The organism is Shinella sp. BE166, assembly GCF_051201095.1.
Classification (GTDB): domain Bacteria; phylum Pseudomonadota; class Alphaproteobacteria; order Rhizobiales; family Rhizobiaceae; genus Shinella; species Shinella lacus.
Window position 1 is genome coordinate 114,733 of record NZ_JBPEHL010000010.1, and the last position, 20,498, is coordinate 135,230.

A 20,498-nucleotide genomic window follows, 5' to 3' on the forward strand; every position below is an offset into this window, starting at 1 on the left:
ATGGGATGCGGCGTGTATTTTTGGAAATCCTCGCGCATTTCGGGATTTTTCCGATTCAGGGTTGCAATTTCTGAATTTTTGGTTGCATATGATCTTGTTTTGTTCTCATCAGGGGCCGGTCATGAAGACGCAAGCTGCACTGACTTTCAAAGCCGCATTGTCCTTTCTCCTCCTATGTCTGTCGTTCTTCGCAGGCCTTGGTCTCGCGAGCGCCCAATCGGTGCCGGCGGGGGAGGCGGTGCGCGAGGTCCTTTCGATCAGCTGGCAGCCGGGCTATTGCGCGGCTAGGCCGAAGAGCCGCGGCTGCGCGGACTTCTCCGTCACGTCGCCCGCCGCCCGGCAATTCTCGCTGGTAAGCCTCTTCCAGGTGCGCAAGAGCTATTGCGGCATAGAGGCCGACCTGAAACAGCGGGCGCGCAAGGGCAAGTGGACGGAGCTGCCGGATATCGTGCTCGCCTCCGGCACCAAGCAGCGCCTGCTCGCCGCCATGCCTGCCGCACGCCTTGGTCTCGACCGCCAGCAATGGCTGAGAAGCGGCAGTTGCGTCGCAGCCTCCGCAGAGGCCTATTACAGCCGGTCGCTGGACCTGCTCGACCAGCTGAATGCCTCGCCGGTGCGCACGCTCTTCACGGAAAAGGTGGGCGGGACCATCAAGCTCGCAGACGTCCGCACGGCCTTCGACAAGGCTTTTGGCGCCGGCGCCGGGGAGCGGGTGCGCCTCAGCTGCCGCAAGACGGGCGACAAGACCGTGGTGATCGGCCTCACCATCGGCATTGCCGGGAACGACGGCAAGCTTGCGGCGCTGATCGGCGGCGCGTCGCCGACGAAGTCGCGCTGCATCGAGGGTATCACGGGGGTTGCGCAGGCAGGCTGATCGCCGGGAGCGAACGGGCGGTCCATGCGTGCAAGTACCGACAACGCGGCTTTCTTACATTGCCGCGGGCAGAGAATTCGCCTACATAGCGGGCAAATTCGTCCGACCCGGAGCACGTTTGCATGGCACGTCAATTCATCTACCACATGTCGGGGCTCAACAAGTCCTACGGCGCCAAGAAGATCCTCGAAAACGTCAACCTGTCCTTCTACCCTGATGCCAAGATTGGTATTCTCGGCCCGAACGGCGCCGGTAAATCGACGGTGCTGCGCATCATCGCCGGCCAGGACAAGGAATATACCGGTGAAGCCTGGCTCGCCGATGGCGCGACCGTCGGCTACCTGGAACAGGAACCGCATCTCGACCCGACCAAGACCGCCTTCGAGAACGTCATGGTCGGCGTTGCCGACAAGACCGCCATCATCGACCGCTACAACGAGCTGATGATGAACTATTCCGACGAGACGGCGGACGAGGGCGCCAAGCTCCAGGACATCATCGACAGCCAGAACCTCTGGGACCTGGAACAGCAGGTCGAGATGGCGATGGAAGCGCTGCGCTGCCCGCCGAAGGATTCCGACGTCACGCTGCTGTCGGGTGGTGAGCGCCGCCGTATCGCGCTCTGCCGCCTGCTGCTGTCGCAGCCGGACCTGCTGCTGCTCGACGAACCGACCAACCATCTCGACGCCGAAACCATCGCCTGGCTGGAAAAGCACCTGCGCGACTATCCGGGCGCCGTGATGATGATCACCCACGATCGCTACTTCCTCGACAATGTGACGGGCTGGATCCTCGAACTCGACCGCGGCCGCGGCATTCCCTATGAAGGCAACTACTCTGCCTATCTGCAGGCCAAGGCCAAGCGCATGAAGCAGGAAAGCCGCGAGGAAGCCGGCCGCCAGAAGGCGCTGTCGCGCGAACAGGAGTGGATCGCCTCCAGCCCGAAGGCGCGTCAGGCGAAGTCCAAGGCCCGTATCAAGGCCTACGAACAGCTGGTCGATGCGGCGGAAAACATCCGGCCCGGCGACGCCCAGATCATCATCCCGGTCTCCGAGCGTCTCGGCAACGTGGTCATCGAGCTGGAGGGCATCACCAAGGGCTTCGACGGCCGCACGCTGATCAACGACCTGTCGATCAAGCTGCCGCCGGGCGGCATCGTCGGCATTATCGGCCCGAACGGCGCCGGCAAGTCGACGCTGTTCAAGATGATCACCGGCCAGGAAACGCCCGATAGCGGCTCGATCCGTATCGGCGATACCGTGCATCTCGGCTATGTCGACCAGAGCCGCGATGCGCTCGACGGCAACAAGACGGTCTGGGAGGAAATCTCGGGCGGCGCCGAAGTCGTCAAGCTCGGCAAGTTCGAGATGAATTCGCGTGCCTATTGCGGTGCCTTCAACTTCAAGGGCGGCGACCAGCAGCAGAAGGTCGGCAATCTTTCGGGCGGCCAGCGCAACCGCGTGCACCTTGCCAAGATGCTGAAGGCCGGCGGCAACGTGCTGCTGCTCGACGAACCGACCAACGACCTCGACACGGAAACGCTCGGTGCGCTGGAAAGCGCGCTTGAGAGCTTTGCCGGTTGCGCGATCATCATCAGCCACGATCGCATGTTCCTCGACCGCCTCGCGACCCACATCCTGGCCTTCGAAGGCGACGGCCATGTCGAATGGTTCGAAGGCAACTTCGAGGACTACGAAGAGGACAAGGTCCGCCGTCTCGGCCCCGATGCCCTCAACCCCGGCAGCCAGGCCTACAAGCGCTTGACGCGCTGAGCCGACGCGCCATCACAGGCTTTGACAAACCCCGGCTTGCCGGGGTTTTTCTTTGGGGCCGTTGGTGGGAAGATCAGCGACACGGATTTGCCCTTGCGCGACGCGGGTTAATCACATAAACATATCTTTATGTCTTGATTGGATTGGTCATGGGCGACATGCAGAAACTCGGACTGGACGACATCGTGGAGATCCTGAAGGCGGCGGGCGAACCGACGCGCCTTCGCCTCATCGCGCTGCTCGCGCATGGTGATCTCACCGTGACGGATCTAACCGACATCCTCGGCCAGTCCCAGCCGCGTATCTCGCGCCACCTGAAGCTGCTTGCGGAGGCAGCCCTCATCGATCGCTACCAGGAGGGCGCCTGGGCATTCTTCCGGCTGAGCCAGGGTGGCCCGGCTGTGGCGCTCGCCCGCCAGCTCCTCGAAGCCAGCGACCCGGCGGATGCGGTTTTCGCCCGCGACGACGAGCGGCTTCGGGCGCTGAAGAAGATCCGCTCCGACAAGGCGCAGGCCTATTTCAGCCGCAACGCGGCGGAGTGGGACGCGGTGCGCCGCCTGCATGTCAGCGAGGCGGAAGTCGAGGCGAAGCTCGCCGAGTTGATCGGCACCGAGCCGGTTGATGCCTTCCTCGACCTCGGCACCGGCACGGGGCGCATCCTCCAGCTCTTCGAAGGGCTTTACCGGCGCGGCGTCGGCGTCGATGCCAGCCGTGACATGCTCGCGGTCGCGCGCGCCAATCTCGACCGCGCCGGCATCACCAAGGCCTCGATCCGCCACGGCGACATTTTCAACCTGCCCCTGGAGCGCGACGAGTTCGACGTCGTGACGATCCATCAGGTCCTGCACTTCCTCGAAGAGCCGGAAGCGGCGATCGGGGAGGCGGCGCGCATGCTGGCCCCCGGCGGGCGCCTCGCCATCATCGACCTGGCGCCCCACGCGCTGGAACACCTGCGCGACGAACACGCCCATATCCGCCTCGGCTTTTCGCACCAGACGATGTCCGAATGGCTGGAGAAGGCGGGGCTCGCCGTCGAGCAGGTCGTCGACCTCAACCCCGCGCATTCGGCCAACGATGCGCTGACCGTTACCATCTGGCTTGCCCGCGACCAGCGCGTGCGGGCGGCCGACCCCATCGCGATCCGCAGGAGGAGTTGACATGAAACCGGCGACCCTAAGCCCAGCCCGCAAGGACATCCGCCTGTCTTTCGAGTTCTTCCCGCCGAAATCGGCGGAGGCCGAAGGCCAGCTCTGGGAAACGGCCGCCGAGCTTTCGGCCTATGATCCGGGTTTCATGTCGGTGACCTACGGCGCTGGCGGCTCCACCAAGGTGCCGACGCTATCGACGGTGCGCCAGCTCCTGAAGATGGGCCTGCCGGCCGCCTCGCATCTCACCTGCGTGGGTGCGACGAAGGAGGAGGTGCATGCCGTGGTCGCCGATTTCCAGGCGGTCGGGGTCCGGCATTTCGTGACGCTGCGTGGCGATCCGCCGGGCGGCGTGGGCACGGCCTATCATCCGCATCCGGGCGGCTACGCCAATGCCGCGGAACTCGCCGCCGGCCTGCGCGGGCTTGCCGATTTCGAGATCTCGGTGTCCGCCTATCCGGAAAAGCATCCGCAGAGCCCGGATGTCGCGGCCGATATCGACATGCTGAAGCGCAAGGTGGATGGCGGTGCGACGCGCGCGCTCACCCAGTTCTTCTTCGAGAACGACGATTTCGAGCGTTACCTGGAGCGCGTGCGCAAGGCCGGCATCACGATCCCCGTCGTGCCGGGTATCCTGCCGGTGCACAACCTCTCCCAGGTCCAGAAATTTGCCGGCATGTGCGGCGCCTCGGTGCCGGGCTGGCTTGCCGATCGGCTGGCGCCGGTCGACGACCGGCCCCAGGAGCGCGCTCCCGTGGCGATAGACCTTGCGGCCAGGCAGATCGAGGATCTCATCGCCCGCGGCATCGGCGAGTTCCACTTCTACACGATGAACCGCGCCACGCTGGTCTCGGCCGTCTGCGACCGCGTCGGTTTCGCCAAGATCGACCGCCGGCCCGCTGCCGGCGCCGCGGCCTGAGCCTTCAAAACGCTGCCTGAAATGAAAATGCATGGCGCCGTCTCCGGGGCCATGCATCTTTCACGAATTCGTTTCGGCAGGGTCTTTTGTTATTTTTCGTCCCTGACCTCCCGGACTGCGCTTGGTTCGCTTCAGATGAAGATCATCGTTGCGATGAAGAGGAACGCTGCACTGATCATCAGAACATTCAAGGAATGTGTGAGTCCCATGGCTTACCTCCTTGCGTTTGCGGCCTGATATTACGACCGAAAAAAGCGTGTTGGAAAGGTGTTTTGTTGCTGCGCTGCAACATACGGCCAATGGCGGTCGGTTATTCACAGCGCTAACCTGCTGAATTTCCTCCCTTAATGTGGATGCCACAAAAAATTCACAATCCCTACCAGATGACGAATGCCGACATTGTGCATTTACCATTGTGGCGCAAGTCGGGCCGACGATCCGGCGGATTGCCATGAAACGGCCGGCAGCGCGCTTTGTTCCCGGCTTTTTCAGGCGCGCCGGAAACGGGCGAAAACGCGCCCGTCGAGCACCAGCAGGCCGAACAGCACGAGGGCCATGCCGAGCATGCCCAGCGGCGTCAGTTCCTCACCCAGGAAGAGCATGCCGGCGAGGATGGCGCTCGGCGGCACGAGCAGCGTGACGAGCGACGTATTGGTCGCGCCGGCCGCCGCCATGATTCGGAAGAACAGGATGTAGCCATAGGCGGTCGAGATGAGCGCCAGCGCCAGCACGGCGAGGATGGCGGTCAGCGGCGGCAGGGAAAGCTGCCAGGGCGTGTCGAGCGCGAAGGAGACCGGCAGCATCAGCAGCGTCGAAGCGGTGAGCTGGCCGGCGGCCGTGACCGGCGGGGCGACGCCGCGGAAGCGTTTGCCATAGGTTGCGGCTAGGCCGTAGGAGACGGCGGCGAACACGGGCAGGAGAACGGCCCAGAGTGGTGGGCCGCTGTCACCCGTAAAGGGGGCCAGCGCGCGCGGACCGATCAGCACCGCGGTGCCGACGAGGCCGATGAGGCAGCCGGCGATCTTCTGCGAGGAGAGCTTTTCGTCTTCAGTCATCTTGTTGGCGATGAGCACCGTGAAGATCGGCGTCGTGGCGTTCAAGATGGCGGCAAGCCCGGCGCCGATCTGCGTCTGGCCGAGGAAGATCAGCATGTGCGGCACGGCATTGTTGATGAGGCCGAGCAGGAGGAATTCGCGCCAGCGGGCGCGTAGCGTCGGGTAGATGCCGAAACGGCCGGCAATATAGATATGGAGGGCGAGGGCGGCGATGCCGACGCGCAGCAGCACCAGGGTCGCCGGCGGTATATAGGCGACGGCCACGCGGGCAAAGAAGAAGGAGCCGCCCCAGATCATGCCGAGGAGGGCCAGCAGGCCCCAGGTCTGGATGCTCATGCCCGTTGCTGCCGGGGCGGCGCGCTGTTCCATTGTCCCCTCCCAGGGCATGTCGTCAAAACAGAAACAGCCCGGCATGACCGGGCTGCGTTCTTGGTCTCGTCCTGTCGTATAATACCGGGCGGCGCGGGGCCACCCGATTTCGTCAGAGAGCGGAGAGCAGGGCCTGCGTCGCCCAGCCGTCGGCCGGCAGGCCGAGACGGAGCTGTTCCTTCTGGATCGCGGCGCGCGTGCCGGAGCCGAGGATGCCATCGACCTTGCCGACGTCGTGGCCGAGGCCCTGCAGCTTGGTCTGGAGCTGCTTCATGCCGTCTTCGGAAAGACCCTCTTCCGGCGTGCCGCGCTCATAGGGCGGGGCGCCAGCAAGCCGCGTCGCGAAATAGGCGGCCGACGTCGTGTAGATGAAGGACTGGTTCCATTCGAGATAGATGTTGAAGTTCGGATAGGTGATGAAGGCCGGGCCTTTGCGGCCCTGCGGGATCACCAGCGAGGCTTCGAGATTGCCGAAGGAGGTGTCGCCGTCGCGCGGCGTCACGCCGAGCGCGAACCAGTCCGCGGCCTTCATGCCCGGCTGCAGGCCGGTCTTTTCGAAAGGCAGCACGTCCGGCACGGAGACTTCCTGGATCCAGGGCTGGCCCTTCACGAAGCCGAGATGCTGGATGAATTTCGCGGCCGTCAGGATGGCGTCCGGCGAGCTCTTCTTGACGTCGATATGGCCGTCGCCGTCGCCGTCCACGCCGAATTCGATGATGTCCTTCGGCAGCATCTGCACTTGGCCGATTTCGCCGGCCCAAGCGCCCGTCGTGCCGTTCGGGTCGAGGTCGCCATGGCCGACCATCTCGACGGCGGCGAGAAGCTGCGGACGGAAGAGTTCCGGGCGGCGGCAGTCATGCGACAGCGTCACCAGGGCGTTGCGGGTGTTGAAATCGCCCTGCACGGCGCCGAAGTCGGTTTCCATCGCCCAGAAGGCGGCGATGACCGCGCCGGGCACGCCGAATTCTTGCTCGGAGCGGGCGAAGACGGAGGAGAGGTCCGTCAGCTTCTTGCGGCCGATATCGAGGCGCGACTGGCTGACCGTGCGCTTGGAAAATTCGAGGAAGGTCTGGCGGAAGACGCCCTGGGCGCGGTCACGCGACAGCACTTTCGGGTCGATCGCGGCACCGGCAAGCGCGCGGTCGGCGATCTCGGCGGAAACGCCGCGCGTCAGCGCCTCGGCCTTCACGCCCTGAAGGAAGGCGCTGATATCGCCACCACAGACCGCGGCGGGCTCTGCTGCCGTGCCTGCGGCCGTCTGGGCATGGGCGCCGCCGGCGAGGAGAAGCGCCGTGAGGCTTGCCGCGAGTATCGTCTTCAGGTTTTGCCGCATCGTGAATGCTCCTTGGGTCCGTTGCCCTGCTATCTCAGATTGGCCCGGCTGTCTCAGATGAATGTGACGGAAGCAAGAAGAAAAAGGCAACCTCGGCGTGCTGCCGCTTTTTGTCACGCAATTGTGCTGGAATCAGCGGGAAACCGTCGCCACCCAGGTGTTCCAGTTCTTGGCGGAACCTGCGAAGACGTTGATGTCCGTGTCGCCGGAAATGCCCGGAACCACGCCCGTCGAGGTATATTGCCAGAACGCCCACTTGCGCGACGAATAGATGTTTTCCGGATGCTCGGCCACCGCGCGCAGCCAGAAGGGATAATTCTCGAAATGGCCGACGAGATTTTCGCGGTGGAAGTCGACGGTTGTGTAGATGATCGGCCGCTTGCCGTAATGCGCTTCGAGGCGGTCCATGAAGCGCTTGAGCGCGACGCGTACCTCGTCGGCCGGCGGGCGGGTCTTGCAGGTCGGCGAGGCGGGGTTCCATTCGGCATCCAGCACCGGCGGAAGCTGTACCGCCTGCTTGGGCACATTGGCGATGAACCAGTCGGCCTGCGCATCCGCCGTCGAGCAGAAATAATAGAAGTGATAGGGCGCGTGTGCCACGCCGGCGGCGCGGGCACCGCTCCAGTATTCATTGAACCGGCTGTCCAGACGGTCTGTGCCTTCGGTCGCTTTCAGGAAGGCGAAGGAGACGCCGCCTTTCTTGACGGCGTGCCAGTCGATATCGCCGTTCCACTTCGAAACGTCGATGCCGTGCACCTGATGACGATGCGGCGTGCGGGCGCCAAAATCCTGCGGGTCCTTGTCCTCGAAGCGCGGCGGCACGGAAGCGGTCGCCACGAGATCGTAGTCGGTGGTGGAACAGGACGTGGCGAGGAAGGCGAGGGGCAGGAGAGCCAGAATGAGCCGACGCATGGAGGTCCCGTGTTTCGCGCGTTTACCAATCCTGCCTCGAATGGGGCGGGCCGTAAAGGGGAGCGCGCGAGCAGGTCCCATGACCTATCGCGTATTTTCGTAAAATTACGGTTAGCGGGACGTTAAACCGGGGCGGCGGCTGATGCCGCCGCCCGGATCAATGTCAGAACTTCATGCTGACGCCGAGCATGATCGAATGCGAATCGAGGTCGCCCCGGCGGCCTGCCGCATCGAAGATGTCGGAATTGCCGTAGTCGGTGTAGCGATACTCGACGCGGCCCGCCACCGTGTCGGTGAAGGCCTGCTCGACGCCGGCGCCGACCGTCCAGCCATGCGCCGTGTCCTTCTCCGTCACACCGGCATCGCGGTCCCGGAGTTCGGCGCGGGTGAAGGCCCAGCCGCCCGTGCCGTAGATCAGCGTGCGGTCGAAGGCGTAGCCGAGACGGGCGCGGACCGACCCGCCCCAGTTCGTCTCCGCCTCGTAGCGCGTGCCGCCGGACGAGAAGCGCTCGTTGTTGAAGTCGTGTTTGACGTCGGCTTCGACACCGTAGACCCAACCGTTGTTGAAGAAGTTATAGCCGGCAAAGGCGCCGAGCGCGAAGCCGCCGAGGTCCTGGTCGATGGCTGGCGCCGGGCCGCCCGAATCGGCATTCGTCCAGCCGTAACCGCCGTTCACACCGACATAAAAGCCGCCCCAATCGTAGATGCCGGCCGTCTCGACGATCGGTGTTTCGATCGGCGGTTCGGCAACGGCCATGTCGGCCGCGAAGACCGGAAGCGCACCGGCGGAAACGAGGATGCCGGCGGCACCGAAGATCATGGATTTCATCTGATGGTCCTTCCCACTCGATAGTCGCGCGAAGCCCCACGCACGAATGACAACAAGGCCCCAAACGTCTGAAGCCGGCCATGGTTCCCTGGAGACGGAATCCCGTTGAATCTTGGGGGCGAATGCCAACGCTCCCTTAACACTCTGTCATTCTTTGTCCTCTAGAAACATTCGTGCGGCCGATGCCCGGTCGAATGCGCCCTGTTGTCATGATAACAACGGTTTAGGGTTACATGATGTTGAAAAACTTCTCGCCGAAGATCGAGCAGCGCTATGCGTTGGTGGGATCGGTTTTCGGAGCCTTCCTACCGACAATATGTGTAGCCGCCGACCAGTTTCTGCGCGACCATACGCAGGCCAGCCTTTTCGGTTTTTCCGCGCCGACCGCCACCGCACTTGCCCTCATGCCGGTCTTTTTTGGCGTCGGCTTCTACGAGATCGGCCGGTCGAAGGCGCGGCTCGTCGCGGAACTTCACCAGCGCCGGCAGACGGAACAGCGGCTGACGCACGAGGCCTATCACGACCGGCTGACCGGGCTTGCGAACCGCTTCTGCCTGGAGCGGGACATACAGACGATCGTGGAAGCGAGGGAGGCGGACGATCGTCCCGCCCTCCTGCTTCTCGATCTCGATCGCTTCAAGTTCGTCAACGATAGCTTGGGGCACGATGTAGGCGATGCGCTTCTGGAAGCCATCGCCGGCCGGCTGCGCCATTCGCTGTCAGCAACCGCCGGCGTCTACCGGCTCGGCGGCGACGAGTTCGTTGTGACCATTGCGGGACGCCCGTCTACAGGCAAAATCGAAGATGTCTGCCGCACGATCTGTGCGCTGTTCGAAGAGCCGTTCGAGCTGGTGAGGCATCGGGTATCGAGTGGGTGCAGCATCGGGGTCACCTATATGGAGGCGAGCGATGCCTCGATGTCCGAGCTTCTGAAGCGCGCCGATGTTGCGCTCTACGAGGCGAAGGACATTCCGGGCAGCGGCTTCCGCTTCTTCGATGCGGCGCTCGCCGCCGCCGTTCAGGCGCGCGCGGCCATCGAGCACGATCTCGCCCGTGCCATGGGGGCCGATGAATTCTTCCTCGAATACCAGCCGATCGTCGGCGTCGAAAGCCGCGTCGTGCGCTCCTTCGAAGCGTTGCTGCGCTGGCGGCATCCCGAAAAGGGGCGGATCATGCCGGACCTGTTCATTCCGGCGGCGGAAAAGACCGGTCTCATCCTGCCGCTCGGAAACTGGGTGGTGCGCGAGGCCTGCCGGGAGGCGGCGAAATGGCCCGCACCGGCCGGCGTCGCCGTCAATGTCGTCGGCGACCAGTTCAAGGACCGCGCCTTCGTCGACTATGTGAAGACGTGCCTGGCCGAGGCCGGGCTTGCGCCGGGGCGCCTGACGATCGAGGTGACGGAATCGGTCTTCTCGGTCGACGAGACGGTGATCCGCGAGAGCCTCTGCGAGCTGCGCGATCATGGCGTTCGCGTCGCGCTCGACGATTTCGGCATCGGCTTTTCCTCGATCAACAACCTGCGTGCCTTCCCGATCGACCAGCTGAAGATCGACCGCTCGTTTGCGCGCGCGATGATGGAGAGCAAGCGGGACGCCGACCTGGTCGATATCATCCTGAAGCTCGGCCAGACATTCCAGGTGACGACCACGGTGGAGGGCATCGAATCGGAAGGCCAGCTCGATTTCATCCGCCAGCGCGGCGCTTCCGAGGCGCAGGGTTTCCTGATTTCCGGGCCGGTGGCCGCGCAGGATGTGATGCGCTTCCTTCTACACACGGAAAATCGTCGTTCGGCCTGACGTTGTCACAAGCGCGAAAAGCCTTTTCATGACAGTGGAATCCTGCTTGTCTCGCGACTGGAAGGAGAGGCCGTTATGAGACGATTCTACAGGCTGGCCGCTTGGGTGCTTTCCCTCCTTGCCCTCGTCGTCCTGGTGGGGGCGAGCTGGCTCATCGTATCGCCGCCCGCGCTGCTCAGCGTCGGCTCCGGTTATGCCGCAAAAATCGTCTGCTCCAGCGTCTTCGTTTCCGGCCGCGATCCGGCGCAAGTGCTTGCCGAGGACGTGCAGGCGCCCGGGCATCCGCTGTTGAAGCTGATGCGGCAGGACGTCGATCTCGCCGGCAAGACCGTGACGACCCATTTGCTTGGCCTCTTCGCACCGGGTTATGCCGCCTGGCATGAGGGATTCGGCTGCTCCAGCGTGCCCGACGGCGATTTTCGTGCCGCGCATCAGGCCGTTTCCGATATCGCGCTGCCAAAACTGCCGGTGGCGGACCCGGCCGTGGCCTGGCCGGATGGCGAGGCTGTGACGCTGGACGCAGACCTGTCGGCGCTGCTTGCCGATACGAGCCTCACCGGCCCGGGCATGCGCGCGACCGTAGTGGTGCATGACGGGCGCATCGTCGCGGAAGCCTATGGCGACGGATTCGATGCCAAAACGCCGCTGCTCGGCTGGTCGATGACCAAGTCGGTCAATGCGGCGCTGGTCGGGCAGCTGATGCAGGCCGGGGCGCTTTCGCCGGAGATGAAGGGCCTGTTTCCGGAATGGCGGGAGGATGCGCGCTCGCAGATCACACTCGCCCAGCTTCTCGCCATGGAAAGCGGGCTGGCCTTCAACGAGAGCTATGGCGATGTCGCCGATGTCACGCGCATGCTCTTCCTGGAGCCGGACATGACGCGCTTCGTGCTGTCGCTGCCGCTGGAGGCCAATCCGGGCGAAAAGTTCAACTATTCGAGCGGCACCGCGATGCTGCTCTCACGCCTGTGGATGGGCGCGCTCGGCGGGCGCAGCCAGGCGCTGTCCTTCCCGGCAAAGGCGCTGTTTGCGCCGCTCGGCATGGCGAGCGCGGTGATGGAGCCCGACGAGACCGGCATCTTCGTCGGCTCGTCCTATATGTACGCGACGGCGCGCGACTGGGCGCGGTTCTCGCTGTTTCTGTTGAACGACGGTGTCTGGAAGGGGAGCCGGCTGCTGCCGGTAGGGTTCGTCGGCGCCATGGCGACGGCGACCAAGGCCTCGGGCGGCGCCTATAGCCAGATGCAGACCTGGACCATGGGGCCGGGCCGGGAGAGTGACACGGATTACGGCCTGCCGGACGAAACGTTCTGGATACTCGGCCATGACGGGCAGTCGGCCGCGATCATCCCGTCGCGCAAGCTGGCGGTGATCCGGCTGGGGCTGACGCCGTCGAAACGCGGCTACCGGCCCCAGGTCCTGATCAAGCGCATCCTCGATGTGCTGGATGCGAAAACCGCTCAGGCACCGACCTGAGCGATCCAGTCGTTGAGGTTGTAGGTGTTGGAGATGCGCGCGACCTTGCCGTCGCGGATCTCGAAGAAGGCGCCGGCGGGCAGCACATAGGTCTGGCCGTTCGCCTCCGGCAGGCCCTCGTCGGTGGCGAGGTACTGGCCGTTGACGACGAATTCCGCCGCACCGCGTTTGCCGTCCTCGCTCGACATGATGACGATGTCGGTCAGCGTCTCGCGGTAGCTGCGGTTCATATGCGCCATGAAGTCGCGAAACGCCTGCTTGCCGACCTGCCGGCCGCCCTGGTTGATGTCGTGGACGACGTCGTCGTGCAAGAGATCGAGGAAGGCCTCCATATCCTGCCTGTTGAAAGCATCGTAATAGGCGCGGATCGTCTCTTTTGCTGGCATGTCATCCCTCATATCAATGGCGTCAGGCGGAACCACATCGCCTTATAGCATTGTTCAAGCCTTTGGGAACATTCACGGATCATGCAGATCAAGATCGTCCAGGGAGAAGCCGTGACGCCGCATGTCGCGGACCTCGCGCGGCTGCGCACACAAGTCTTCCGCGCGTTTCCTTACCTCTACGAAGGCAGCGAGGACTACGAGGCCTCCTATCTCGCCACCTATGCAAGGTCGCCAGAAAGCCTGTTCGTGCTGGCGCTCGATGGCGAACGCATCGTCGGCGCCTCGACCGGCGTGCCGATGCCGGATGCGTCTGGCGTTTTTCAAGCGCCGTTCATTGCCGCCGGCATCGCTCCGGAAAAGGTCTTCTATTTCGGCGAATCGGTGCTGCTCTCGACCTATCGGGGCAGGGGGCTCGGCGTGCGCTTCTTCGAGGAGCGCGAAGCCTATGCGCGCCGCCTCGGCCGCTTCGACTGGTGCACCTTCTGCGCCGTCGAACGGCCGCAGGACCATCCGCTGCGCCCGGCGGACTATGTGCCGCTCGATGCATTCTGGGGCAAGCGCGGTTACGTGCACCGCGCCGACTTGCGCACGATGCTGGCCTGGCAGGATATCGGGGAAGAAAACGAAACGGAAAAGCCGATGTCGTTCTGGCTGAAGGCTGCGCGGTAGCGGCTTATCTCAGGCCGGTCTCGTCGAGCAGGCCCTTGCGCTTGGCGTGATAATAATAACCGGCCGCGTAGAGGCGCACCGCGCCGTCGTTCTTGTCATCCGCGACCATCCAGGCGCCGCGCAGGTATTTGCCGGCATATTTGATGTTCGTTTCGGCGTCGAACAGGCCTTCGGCCGGGCCGTCGAAGCCCATGCTCTTGGCCGTAGCATATTTGATCTGCATCAGGCCGTAATGGCCGCGATTATAGGCCTTGGGGTTGTAGGTGCTCTCGCGCTTGACGACGCGATGCAGCAGCGATTCCGGTATGCCGTAGAGTGCGGCATATTTGCTGATGATCGCGTCGATCGGCGTGCCGGACTTCTTGAACGGCTGATCGCCCTGCGGCACGACGAGGCGTGTCTCAGTGGTCAGCACGGCGTTGCTGATGAGCGCGGGCTTGGCCATCGGCACGATCTTGCGGCTCGCGACAAGCTGTTCGAGGCCTTCCGGCTCGCCGCTGTCGAAGCCCGGCTCCATCACCGAGACGCCGATGACCGTGTCCATGGGCTGAACATCGCTCGCCGTGTTGCCGGCAAGGGCAGCCGTCGCGGCGGCTGCACCCGTCATGGATTTCGATTCCGTAAGGGCCGAGACCGGGACGGCACCACCTTCGGCATCGGTCGCAACGGCAACCATGATCGGCGTCGGCAGGGCTTCAGCCGTGTTCTCCGTGCCGGGCTTGGCGGCGGGCAGGGCGGCATAGGCGACTTCGGTCGTCGCGCCGTCCGCAGCGGCAATTTCCGTGGTCGACGTGGGCGACACGGTTTTCGCCGAGGTCGCGTCGTCGGCGACGCTGGCGCAGCCCGCAAGCGTAACAAGAAGGCCTGCGCAGGCAAGCGTGGCAATGCGTGCCGGACGGGAAACGGAAGTATCAGCCATGGTCGTCGCTCTCGGTTTGCCGGGATGCGCGGGCGCTGGAACGCCCGCACGTTTTGCAAATCAATCGGCCGTGGCCGTCCCCGTCCATAGCCGATCAGGCGCGAAGCGGCAACCCGTAGGCTTACCGACGTTTCAGGTGGTCGCCCGCTTGAGGCCGGCGGTGAGCAATCCGGCGCCGATCAAGAGCGTGCCGCCGGTGCGGTTGACGACCTTCTGGACCGATGGTTTGCGGATGGTCTTGCGGGCGGCGGCGGCGAGCAGGGCGTAGGAAAAGGCGTTCAGCGTGGCGAGCACGAGGAAGGTGATTTCGAAGATCACCATCTGCGGCAGCACCGGCTGGGTTAGGTCGAGGAACTGCGGCAGGAAGGCGACGAAGAAGATGATGCTCTTAGGGTTCAGCGCCGTCACCACATAGGCATGGGCGAAGATGCGGAACGGCTTTTCCTCCGCTGGCGCTTCCCCTTCGGCACCGCTGGAGACGGGTGCCCGCCAAAGCTTGATGCCGAGCCAGATGAGATAGGCGGCGCCCACCCATTTCAACACGGTGAAGACGGCGGCGGAGGTCGCAAGCAGCGCGCCGAGGCCGAGCATGGAGGCGGTCATGGCGGTGAAATCGCCGAGGGCCACGCCCGCGACGGTGGCGCCCGCCGTGCGGCGGCCATGGCCGAGCGCATAGGAGATCACGAGGAGGATCGTCGGGCCTGGAATGGCCAGCATGACGGCTGAGGCTGCGGCGAAGGCCAGCCAATGTTCGAAGGACATAAAAAAACTCCCCGGATCAGTATCGATCCGGGGAGCAAGCCATCACGCATTTTGGACGTCAAGGACAATCATCAGTCCGCCGGCTTCCACTTCTGGCCGATGACATCCATCACCTCGCCGAACCACTTGGCCGAGGTGTCGAAGTGCTTGCCGCCCTTGATGCGCGGGAATTCGATGGTGCGGAGCTTCCCGCCCTGGCCCTCGTCATGGCCGGTGACGCCGGAGACCTTGTTCAGCGCGCTTTCGACGGCGAGGTCGGTCATGCTCTGGATCAGGCGCAGGTCGTCGCGATTGGCGGGGGCCGAGCGGGCGTAGTAGCCGGACTTCTGCACCATGGAGCGTTCGGCGCCTAGCAGGGCCGCGAACTGCTTGGAGAACCAGTTGCCGACATTGATCGTGTCGATCTTCACATGGCCGAAGGCGTCGCGCTTGACGGTTTCGCCGGCGGCTTCCCGCTCGGCGACGATGGCGTCGAGGCAGGCGCCTTCCGAGACGAAGAGCGTGACGAAGCCGGCGCGGTCCATGGTGGCCTTCAGGCGTTCGGCCTCGGCCTCCAGGTTGAAGTCCAGCTCCGGCAGGTAGAGGCCGTCGATGTTCTTCAGCTGCTTGTTCATCATGAAGCCGTCGACATATTCGTTGGCGCCGGTCTTCTGGATATAGGCACGCGCGGTGGCGGCGGTGAGCCAGCCGCAATGGCGGCCCATCACTTCATGCACGACCAGCGTCTTCGGGGCGGCACTCTGTTCGTTGCTGACATGGTCGAAGAAGCCGGCGCCGACTTCGGCTGCCGTCCAGGCGCCGAGCGACTGGCGGATCGGCACGACGTCGTTGTCCACCGTCTTCGGCAGGCCGACGACGGTGAGGTTGTAGCCGTTGGCGCCGAGATAGGCGGCAAGGTCGGCGGCCGTCGTGTTGGTGTCGTCGCCGCCGATCGTGTGCAGGATGGTAATGCCGTCCTTGGCGAGGCGCTCGGCGGCCACGCGCAGCGGGTTCTCGCCTTCCTTGACGAGGCCGCGCTTCACGCAGTCGGCGGCGTTCGTCAGCTTGACGCGGCTGTTGCCGATCGGCGAGCCGCCGTAGCGGTGCAGGAGCGGCGCCTTCTCGCGCATGTCCTTGGTAATTTCGATGCGGTCGCCAAGCAGCACGCCCTGGTAGCCCGAGCGATAGGCGACGAGCTCGATCTCCGGTGCGACGTCGCTGTAACGCTCGATGAGGCCTCCGACGGCGGACGACAGGCAGGGCGCGAGCCCGCCGGCGGTCAGCATTGCGACTTTCTGCTTGGCCATAATTCCTCCTCGGCTTCAGCACGTCTAGATGGGTGGGCGTTGTCTAGCGCAGAATCCCCTCAAGGGAAACGGCGCGGTGAACTTATCCGCACTCCATGACGGATTGTCTTTCGTGCTCCACAGGCGAAAATACCGCAGCGCCGGATTTCCGATGCCTCCACTTCATGAGGGCCATCAAAATTTCGTCATCCGGACAAGAAATGCGGGTTCCGTGCCTTGCTTTCCCTGCAATTGTCTGATCAAGATCACCTTATGTTCCAGAATTCGCCCAGTTGCTTCATCAGTGCCGTATGGGATCGCCTCGTCGGCATGGTCTCGGATGCCGCCAGCAACGTGCTGTCCGGCGTGGTGGAAGCCGTGCGTACCCTCTTCGAGGGGGATCCGGAAACGCGCAAGCAGGTTGCCTTCTCGATCGCGATGATCGCGCTTTCCGCCAAGATGGCGAAGGCCGACGGCATCGTCACGACGGCCGAGGTGGATGCCTTCAAGGACATCTTCAAATATCCCGACAACCAGGCGGCCAATGTCGCCCGGCTCTATAACCTCGCGCGCCAGGATGTTGCCGGCTACGAGGCCTATGCGGAGAAGATGAGGGCGCTCTGCGTCTCCTGCGAGAAGAATTGCCCGATCCTCGAAGACATCGTCGATGGCCTGTTCCATATCGCCAAGGCCGACGGTCTGATCCACGAGAACGAGATGGCCTTCCTCGGCCGCGTCGCTGAAATCTTCGGCATGGCCGACGAGCGCTTCGAGCAGATCACCGCGCGCCACGTCCATGTCAGCGGCCGCGACCCCTACAAGGTGCTGGGCGTCAAGCCGAGCGATGATTTTGCCGAGATCCGCAAGCGCTACCGGGTGCTTGCCTCCGAGAACCATCCTGATAGGCTGGTGGCGCGTGGCGTGCCGGCCGAGTTCCATCAGATCGCGAACGACCGCATGGCCGCGCTCAACGCTGCCTATGAGGCGATCGAGAAGGAACGCTGCGCTGCATGAGCGCATTCACATGTGACTATTCCGGTGCGACCGCCGCGCCGTCGCCGAACTTTGGCGAACGGGCGGGCGGGCGCTCACCGGACATCATCCTCCTGCATTATACCGGCATGGCAACGGCAGACGGCGCGCTGAAGTGGCTTCGCGCGCCGGAAAGCCAGGTCTCCTGTCACTACTTCGTGCACGAAGACGGGCGCGTCGAGCAGCTCGTGCGCGAGGCGGACCGCGCCTGGCATGCGGGCAAGAGCATCTGGAAGGGCGAGGCCGACATCAATTCGGCCTCCATCGGCATCGAGATCGCCAATGCCGGCCATCCCGGCGGGCTGCCGGATTTCCCCGAAATGCAGGTGAAAGCGGTCGTCGAACTGTGTCTCGATTGTGGCAGAAGGTGGGAAATCGCCCCCGAGCGGGTGCTGGCGCACAGCGATGTGGCCCCCATTCGCAAGGTCGATCCGGGTGAAAAATTCCCCTGGATGCGTCTCCACGCGGCGGGTGTCGGGCACTGGGTGGCGCCGTCGCCGATCGCCGGCGGGCGCTTCTTCCAGCGCGGCGATTCGGGCCAACCCGTCGAAGCCTTGCAGACGATGTTGTCGCTCTACGGCTATGGCACTGAAATCAATGGCTTTTACTCCGAAAAAACCGAGGGGGACGTCGCCGCTTTCCAGCGCCATTTCCGGCCGGAACGGGTCGATGGCATCGCCGATTTTTCGACCATCGACACGCTGCACAGGCTGCTTTCCGCCCTGCCGCGGCTGGCCGCCTGAGAGCCATTCCGAATATTCGAATATTAAAGACTGTAACAGAAGTTTACCGCTTCGCCACATCCTGACCCGATTGGCCATGTCTTTTCCGGCTGCGTTCAGTGCAGCGCAACATGCGGTCAGGGCCTGATCGCTATCAACGAGGATCGAGACGTTTGCGCGGTCTGTGCGGCTTGAGATGCCGCCGGCCAGGGCTCTGCCTTTGCGCCTTTTGGAGACGAAAACTAGATGAGAAGACTTCTTGCTGCCCTTAGCGCGGCCTGCTTTTGTGTGTCCGTTTTTTCCGCCGGAATGGCGCATGCCGAGGCCACCCACGGGCCGACGAAAAAACAATATCTCTTCCAGCCCTCCGCCAAGGAAGATGCGGGCAGCAAGGCGAAACCCCAGAAGGTTTCCAGCAAGGCGAAATCGCAAAAGGTAGCCAGCAAGACGAAATCCCGCAAAGTGGCGAGCAAGCGCTCCAAGCGCACGACGGTCGTCGACAAGGACGGCGTGGTCGTCGGCAAGCTGAAGACCTTCAACAGCACGACCGGTTATCCGAAGGCGGAAAACCCGCTGACGGCGGACCTGAAGTCGGCAAGCTATTCCAACCTGATCCAGACCTATGCGAAGACCTATGGCGTGCCGGTGGATCTCGCCCATGCCGTCGTTCGCGTCGAGAGCAATTTCAACCCGCGGGCGCGCGGCAGTGCCGGCGAAATCGGCCTCATGCAGATCAAGCCGGCGACGGCGCGTGCCATGGGCTACAGCGGTGGCGCCAAGGGGCTCTACGATCCGGAAACCAACATCAAGTTCGGCATGAAGTATCTCGCCATGGCCCATGAACTTGGCGGCGGCACGACCTGCGGCACGATCCTGAAATACAATGCCGGCCATGGTGCCAAGCGCATGAACCCGGTCTCCAAGCGCTATTGCGGCAAGGTCCAGAGCATCATCGACTAATGTCGACGAGCGAGGTTTCGCGGGCTGGAATCGGCCCGCGAGCATGCTATGCCGTGAGCATTCAGGTGAGGGTGCAGCATGGATCGGCATTTCGATTTCGTCGTCGTCGGCAGGGGCATGATGGGGGCTGCGGCAGCGCGGCACCTGTCGGGAACGGGCGCTTCCGTGGCGCTCGTCGGCCGGGGCGAACCTGTCGACTGGCAAAACCATGACGGTGTCTTCTCCAGCCATTACGACAGCGGCCGCATCACCCGCACCATTGACCAGGACCCCGACTGGGCCCTGCTCGCCAACCGCTCCATCGCGCGCTACCGCGAGATCGAGGCCGAGAGCGGCATCGCCTTCTACGGCGAGACCGGCTGCCTGATCAGCGGTCCCGTCGGCGGCGATTTCGTCAATTCGGTCGAGGCGGTGGCGAAGCGCCACGGGCTCGACGCACCCGTGCTCAACCGCGCGGAACTACGCTCGCGTTTCCCCTGGTTCGACCTGCCGAAAACCTCGGCGGGCGTCTTCGAGGCGAAGGGTGCCGGTTATATCGACCCGCGCAAGCTCGTCGCCGCGCAGATCGTCTGCTTCGAGAAGGCGGGCGGTGTTTCTATTCTTGAGGATGTGGTCTCGGTGACCGATGCGGGCGACTGGGCGACGGTCACGCTGAAGTCGGGCGAGGTCGTGACGGGCGGGCGCGTGCTGGTGGCGACCGGCGGCTTTTCGCGGGCACCAGGGCTGTTGCCGAAGGTGCCGGCGCTGACGATCAAGGCGCGCACGGTCGTGCTGGCGCAGCTTTCGCCGGGGCAGGCGGCAGCTTACCAGGACATGCCGTCCTGGATCGACGAGAGCACCATCCCCTCGGAGCATTTCTACTTCCTGCCGCCGATCGTCTATCCCGACGGCCAGTCCTATCTCAAGATCGGTGGTGACCCGACGGACATCGAGATCGAGGAGGAGCAGGCGATCCGCGACTGGTTCCACGGCGAGGGTGGTCCGGAAGCGGCCGCCCATCTCAAGCGGCTGCTGGCCCGTTCCATTCCGGACCTCGATCCGGTGCGGCTGATTTCCGTTCCCTGCGTCACGACCTATACCGTGCACGGCTATCCCTATGCCGGCTTCGTCGGGGGTGAGCGCGTGGCGCTTCTGACGGGCGGCAACGGGGCGGCGGCGAAAAGTTCCGACGAGATCGGCCGCATCGGCGCGGACCTGGTGATTCGCGGCCGGATGGACGAACCGGACTACAAAACGGATTTCGCCGTTCATTTCCGCTAAGCTCCGTTTCTCTCTGGTCTTTCCGTTCCGCATGGGCTAGTCAGCG

At 63.9% G+C, this 20,498-nt stretch carries 19 protein-coding genes; 11 read left to right on the forward strand and 8 right to left on the reverse strand.

The genetic code is table 11. The features are described from left to right. The first annotated feature begins 121 nt into the window (after window positions 1-121). The 4 genes from J2Y63_RS22755 (at window position 122) to metF (ending at window position 4,710) form a co-directional block, all read left to right on the forward strand. Window positions 122-874 carry a ribonuclease gene (locus J2Y63_RS22755; protein ID WP_435267938.1) on the forward strand — a complete coding sequence of 251 codons (753 nt, stop codon included), beginning with the start codon at window positions 122-124 and terminating at the stop codon, window positions 872-874. A 122-nt stretch (window positions 875-996) separates the two neighbouring features. Continuing rightward, the gene (ettA, locus tag J2Y63_RS22760; protein ID WP_256117193.1) at window positions 997-2,646 is read left to right on the forward strand and encodes an energy-dependent translational throttle protein EttA; all 1,650 of its coding nucleotides are present in this window, start codon (window positions 997-999) and stop codon (window positions 2,644-2,646) included. Window positions 2,647-2,795: 149 nt separating this feature from the next. Then, the gene (locus J2Y63_RS22765; protein ID WP_435267939.1) at window positions 2,796-3,803 is read left to right on the forward strand and encodes an ArsR/SmtB family transcription factor; all 1,008 of its coding nucleotides are present in this window, start codon (window positions 2,796-2,798) and stop codon (window positions 3,801-3,803) included. 1 nt (window position 3,804) lies between these two features. Further along, a complete protein-coding gene (gene metF / locus J2Y63_RS22770) occupies window positions 3,805-4,710 on the forward strand; it encodes a methylenetetrahydrofolate reductase [NAD(P)H] (protein ID WP_435267940.1) in 906 nt (301 codons plus the stop codon). Window positions 4,711-5,198: 488 nt separating this feature from the next. Here the strand turns inward: metF and J2Y63_RS22775 are convergent, their stop codons facing one another. The 4 genes from J2Y63_RS22775 to J2Y63_RS22790 all read right to left on the reverse strand — a co-directional run bounded on the left by J2Y63_RS22775 (window position 5,199) and on the right by J2Y63_RS22790 (window position 9,208). Then, the gene (locus J2Y63_RS22775) at window positions 5,199-6,134 is read right to left on the reverse strand and encodes a DMT family transporter (RefSeq protein ID WP_435267941.1); all 936 of its coding nucleotides are present in this window, start codon (window positions 6,132-6,134) and stop codon (window positions 5,199-5,201) included. 112 nt (window positions 6,135-6,246) lie between these two features. Beyond that, entirely contained in the window at window positions 6,247-7,467 is a 1,221-nt protein-coding gene (locus J2Y63_RS22780) for a lytic murein transglycosylase (RefSeq protein WP_256117184.1), read from the reverse strand. 132 nt (window positions 7,468-7,599) lie between these two features. Beyond that, entirely contained in the window at window positions 7,600-8,379 is a 780-nt protein-coding gene (locus J2Y63_RS22785) for a glycoside hydrolase family 25 protein (RefSeq protein WP_256117183.1), read from the reverse strand. 163 nt (window positions 8,380-8,542) lie between these two features. Continuing rightward, window positions 8,543-9,208 carry an outer membrane protein gene (locus J2Y63_RS22790; RefSeq protein WP_256117182.1) on the reverse strand — a complete coding sequence of 222 codons (666 nt, stop codon included), beginning with the start codon at window positions 9,206-9,208 and terminating at the stop codon, window positions 8,543-8,545. 236 nt (window positions 9,209-9,444) lie between these two features. Between J2Y63_RS22790 and J2Y63_RS22795 the strand changes: the two genes are divergently transcribed. Both J2Y63_RS22795 and J2Y63_RS22800 read left to right on the forward strand, forming a co-directional pair. Next, window positions 9,445-11,004: a putative bifunctional diguanylate cyclase/phosphodiesterase gene (locus J2Y63_RS22795; protein WP_435267942.1), complete on the forward strand. Its 1,560-nt coding sequence runs from the start codon at window positions 9,445-9,447 to the stop codon at window positions 11,002-11,004. A gap of 75 nt (window positions 11,005-11,079) precedes the next feature. After that, window positions 11,080-12,477: a serine hydrolase domain-containing protein gene (locus J2Y63_RS22800; protein WP_435267943.1), complete on the forward strand. Its 1,398-nt coding sequence runs from the start codon at window positions 11,080-11,082 to the stop codon at window positions 12,475-12,477. On the opposite strand, the gene J2Y63_RS22805 is transcribed toward J2Y63_RS22800, so the two are convergent. Then, complete coding sequence (locus J2Y63_RS22805; protein ID WP_435267944.1) at window positions 12,462-12,863, reverse strand: ketosteroid isomerase-related protein; 402 nt, start codon at window positions 12,861-12,863, stop codon at window positions 12,462-12,464. The two genes, J2Y63_RS22800 and J2Y63_RS22805, sit on opposite strands and share 16 nt — an antisense overlap. A gap of 81 nt (window positions 12,864-12,944) precedes the next feature. Between J2Y63_RS22805 and J2Y63_RS22810 the strand changes: the two genes are divergently transcribed. Next, window positions 12,945-13,532 carry a GNAT family N-acetyltransferase gene (locus J2Y63_RS22810; protein WP_435267945.1) on the forward strand — a complete coding sequence of 196 codons (588 nt, stop codon included), beginning with the start codon at window positions 12,945-12,947 and terminating at the stop codon, window positions 13,530-13,532. Window positions 13,533-13,536: 4 nt separating this feature from the next. Here the strand turns inward: J2Y63_RS22810 and J2Y63_RS22815 are convergent, their stop codons facing one another. From J2Y63_RS22815 to J2Y63_RS22825, 3 genes are all read right to left on the reverse strand, one after another. Beyond that, window positions 13,537-14,451, reverse strand: a complete 915-nt coding sequence (locus tag J2Y63_RS22815; RefSeq protein WP_435267946.1) for a transglycosylase SLT domain-containing protein — start codon at window positions 14,449-14,451, stop codon at window positions 13,537-13,539. A gap of 132 nt (window positions 14,452-14,583) precedes the next feature. Next, window positions 14,584-15,213, reverse strand: coding sequence for a LysE family translocator (locus J2Y63_RS22820; protein WP_435267947.1), 630 nt, complete (start codon window positions 15,211-15,213; stop codon window positions 14,584-14,586). Window positions 15,214-15,284: 71 nt separating this feature from the next. Further along, window positions 15,285-16,499: a pyrophosphate--fructose-6-phosphate 1-phosphotransferase gene (locus tag J2Y63_RS22825; protein ID WP_256117172.1), complete on the reverse strand. Its 1,215-nt coding sequence runs from the start codon at window positions 16,497-16,499 to the stop codon at window positions 15,285-15,287. A 252-nt stretch (window positions 16,500-16,751) separates the two neighbouring features. On the opposite strand from J2Y63_RS22825, the gene J2Y63_RS22830 reads away from it, so the two are divergent. The 4 genes from J2Y63_RS22830 (at window position 16,752) to J2Y63_RS22845 (ending at window position 20,452) form a co-directional block, all read left to right on the forward strand. After that, window positions 16,752-17,492, forward strand: a complete 741-nt coding sequence (locus J2Y63_RS22830; protein WP_435267948.1) for a TerB family tellurite resistance protein — start codon at window positions 16,752-16,754, stop codon at window positions 17,490-17,492. Next, window positions 17,489-18,253 (forward strand): N-acetylmuramoyl-L-alanine amidase, encoded by a 765-nt coding sequence (locus J2Y63_RS22835; protein WP_435267949.1) that lies wholly within the window; start codon window positions 17,489-17,491, stop codon window positions 18,251-18,253. The genes J2Y63_RS22830 and J2Y63_RS22835 overlap by 4 nt, the downstream gene beginning before the upstream one ends. 441 nt (window positions 18,254-18,694) lie before the next feature. Further along, entirely contained in the window at window positions 18,695-19,192 is a 498-nt protein-coding gene (locus J2Y63_RS22840; RefSeq protein ID WP_435268025.1) for a lytic transglycosylase domain-containing protein, read from the forward strand. 78 nt (window positions 19,193-19,270) lie between these two features. Next, a complete protein-coding gene (locus J2Y63_RS22845) occupies window positions 19,271-20,452 on the forward strand; it encodes an NAD(P)/FAD-dependent oxidoreductase (RefSeq protein WP_435267950.1) in 1,182 nt (393 codons plus the stop codon). Window positions 20,453-20,498: the final 46 nt, after the last annotated feature.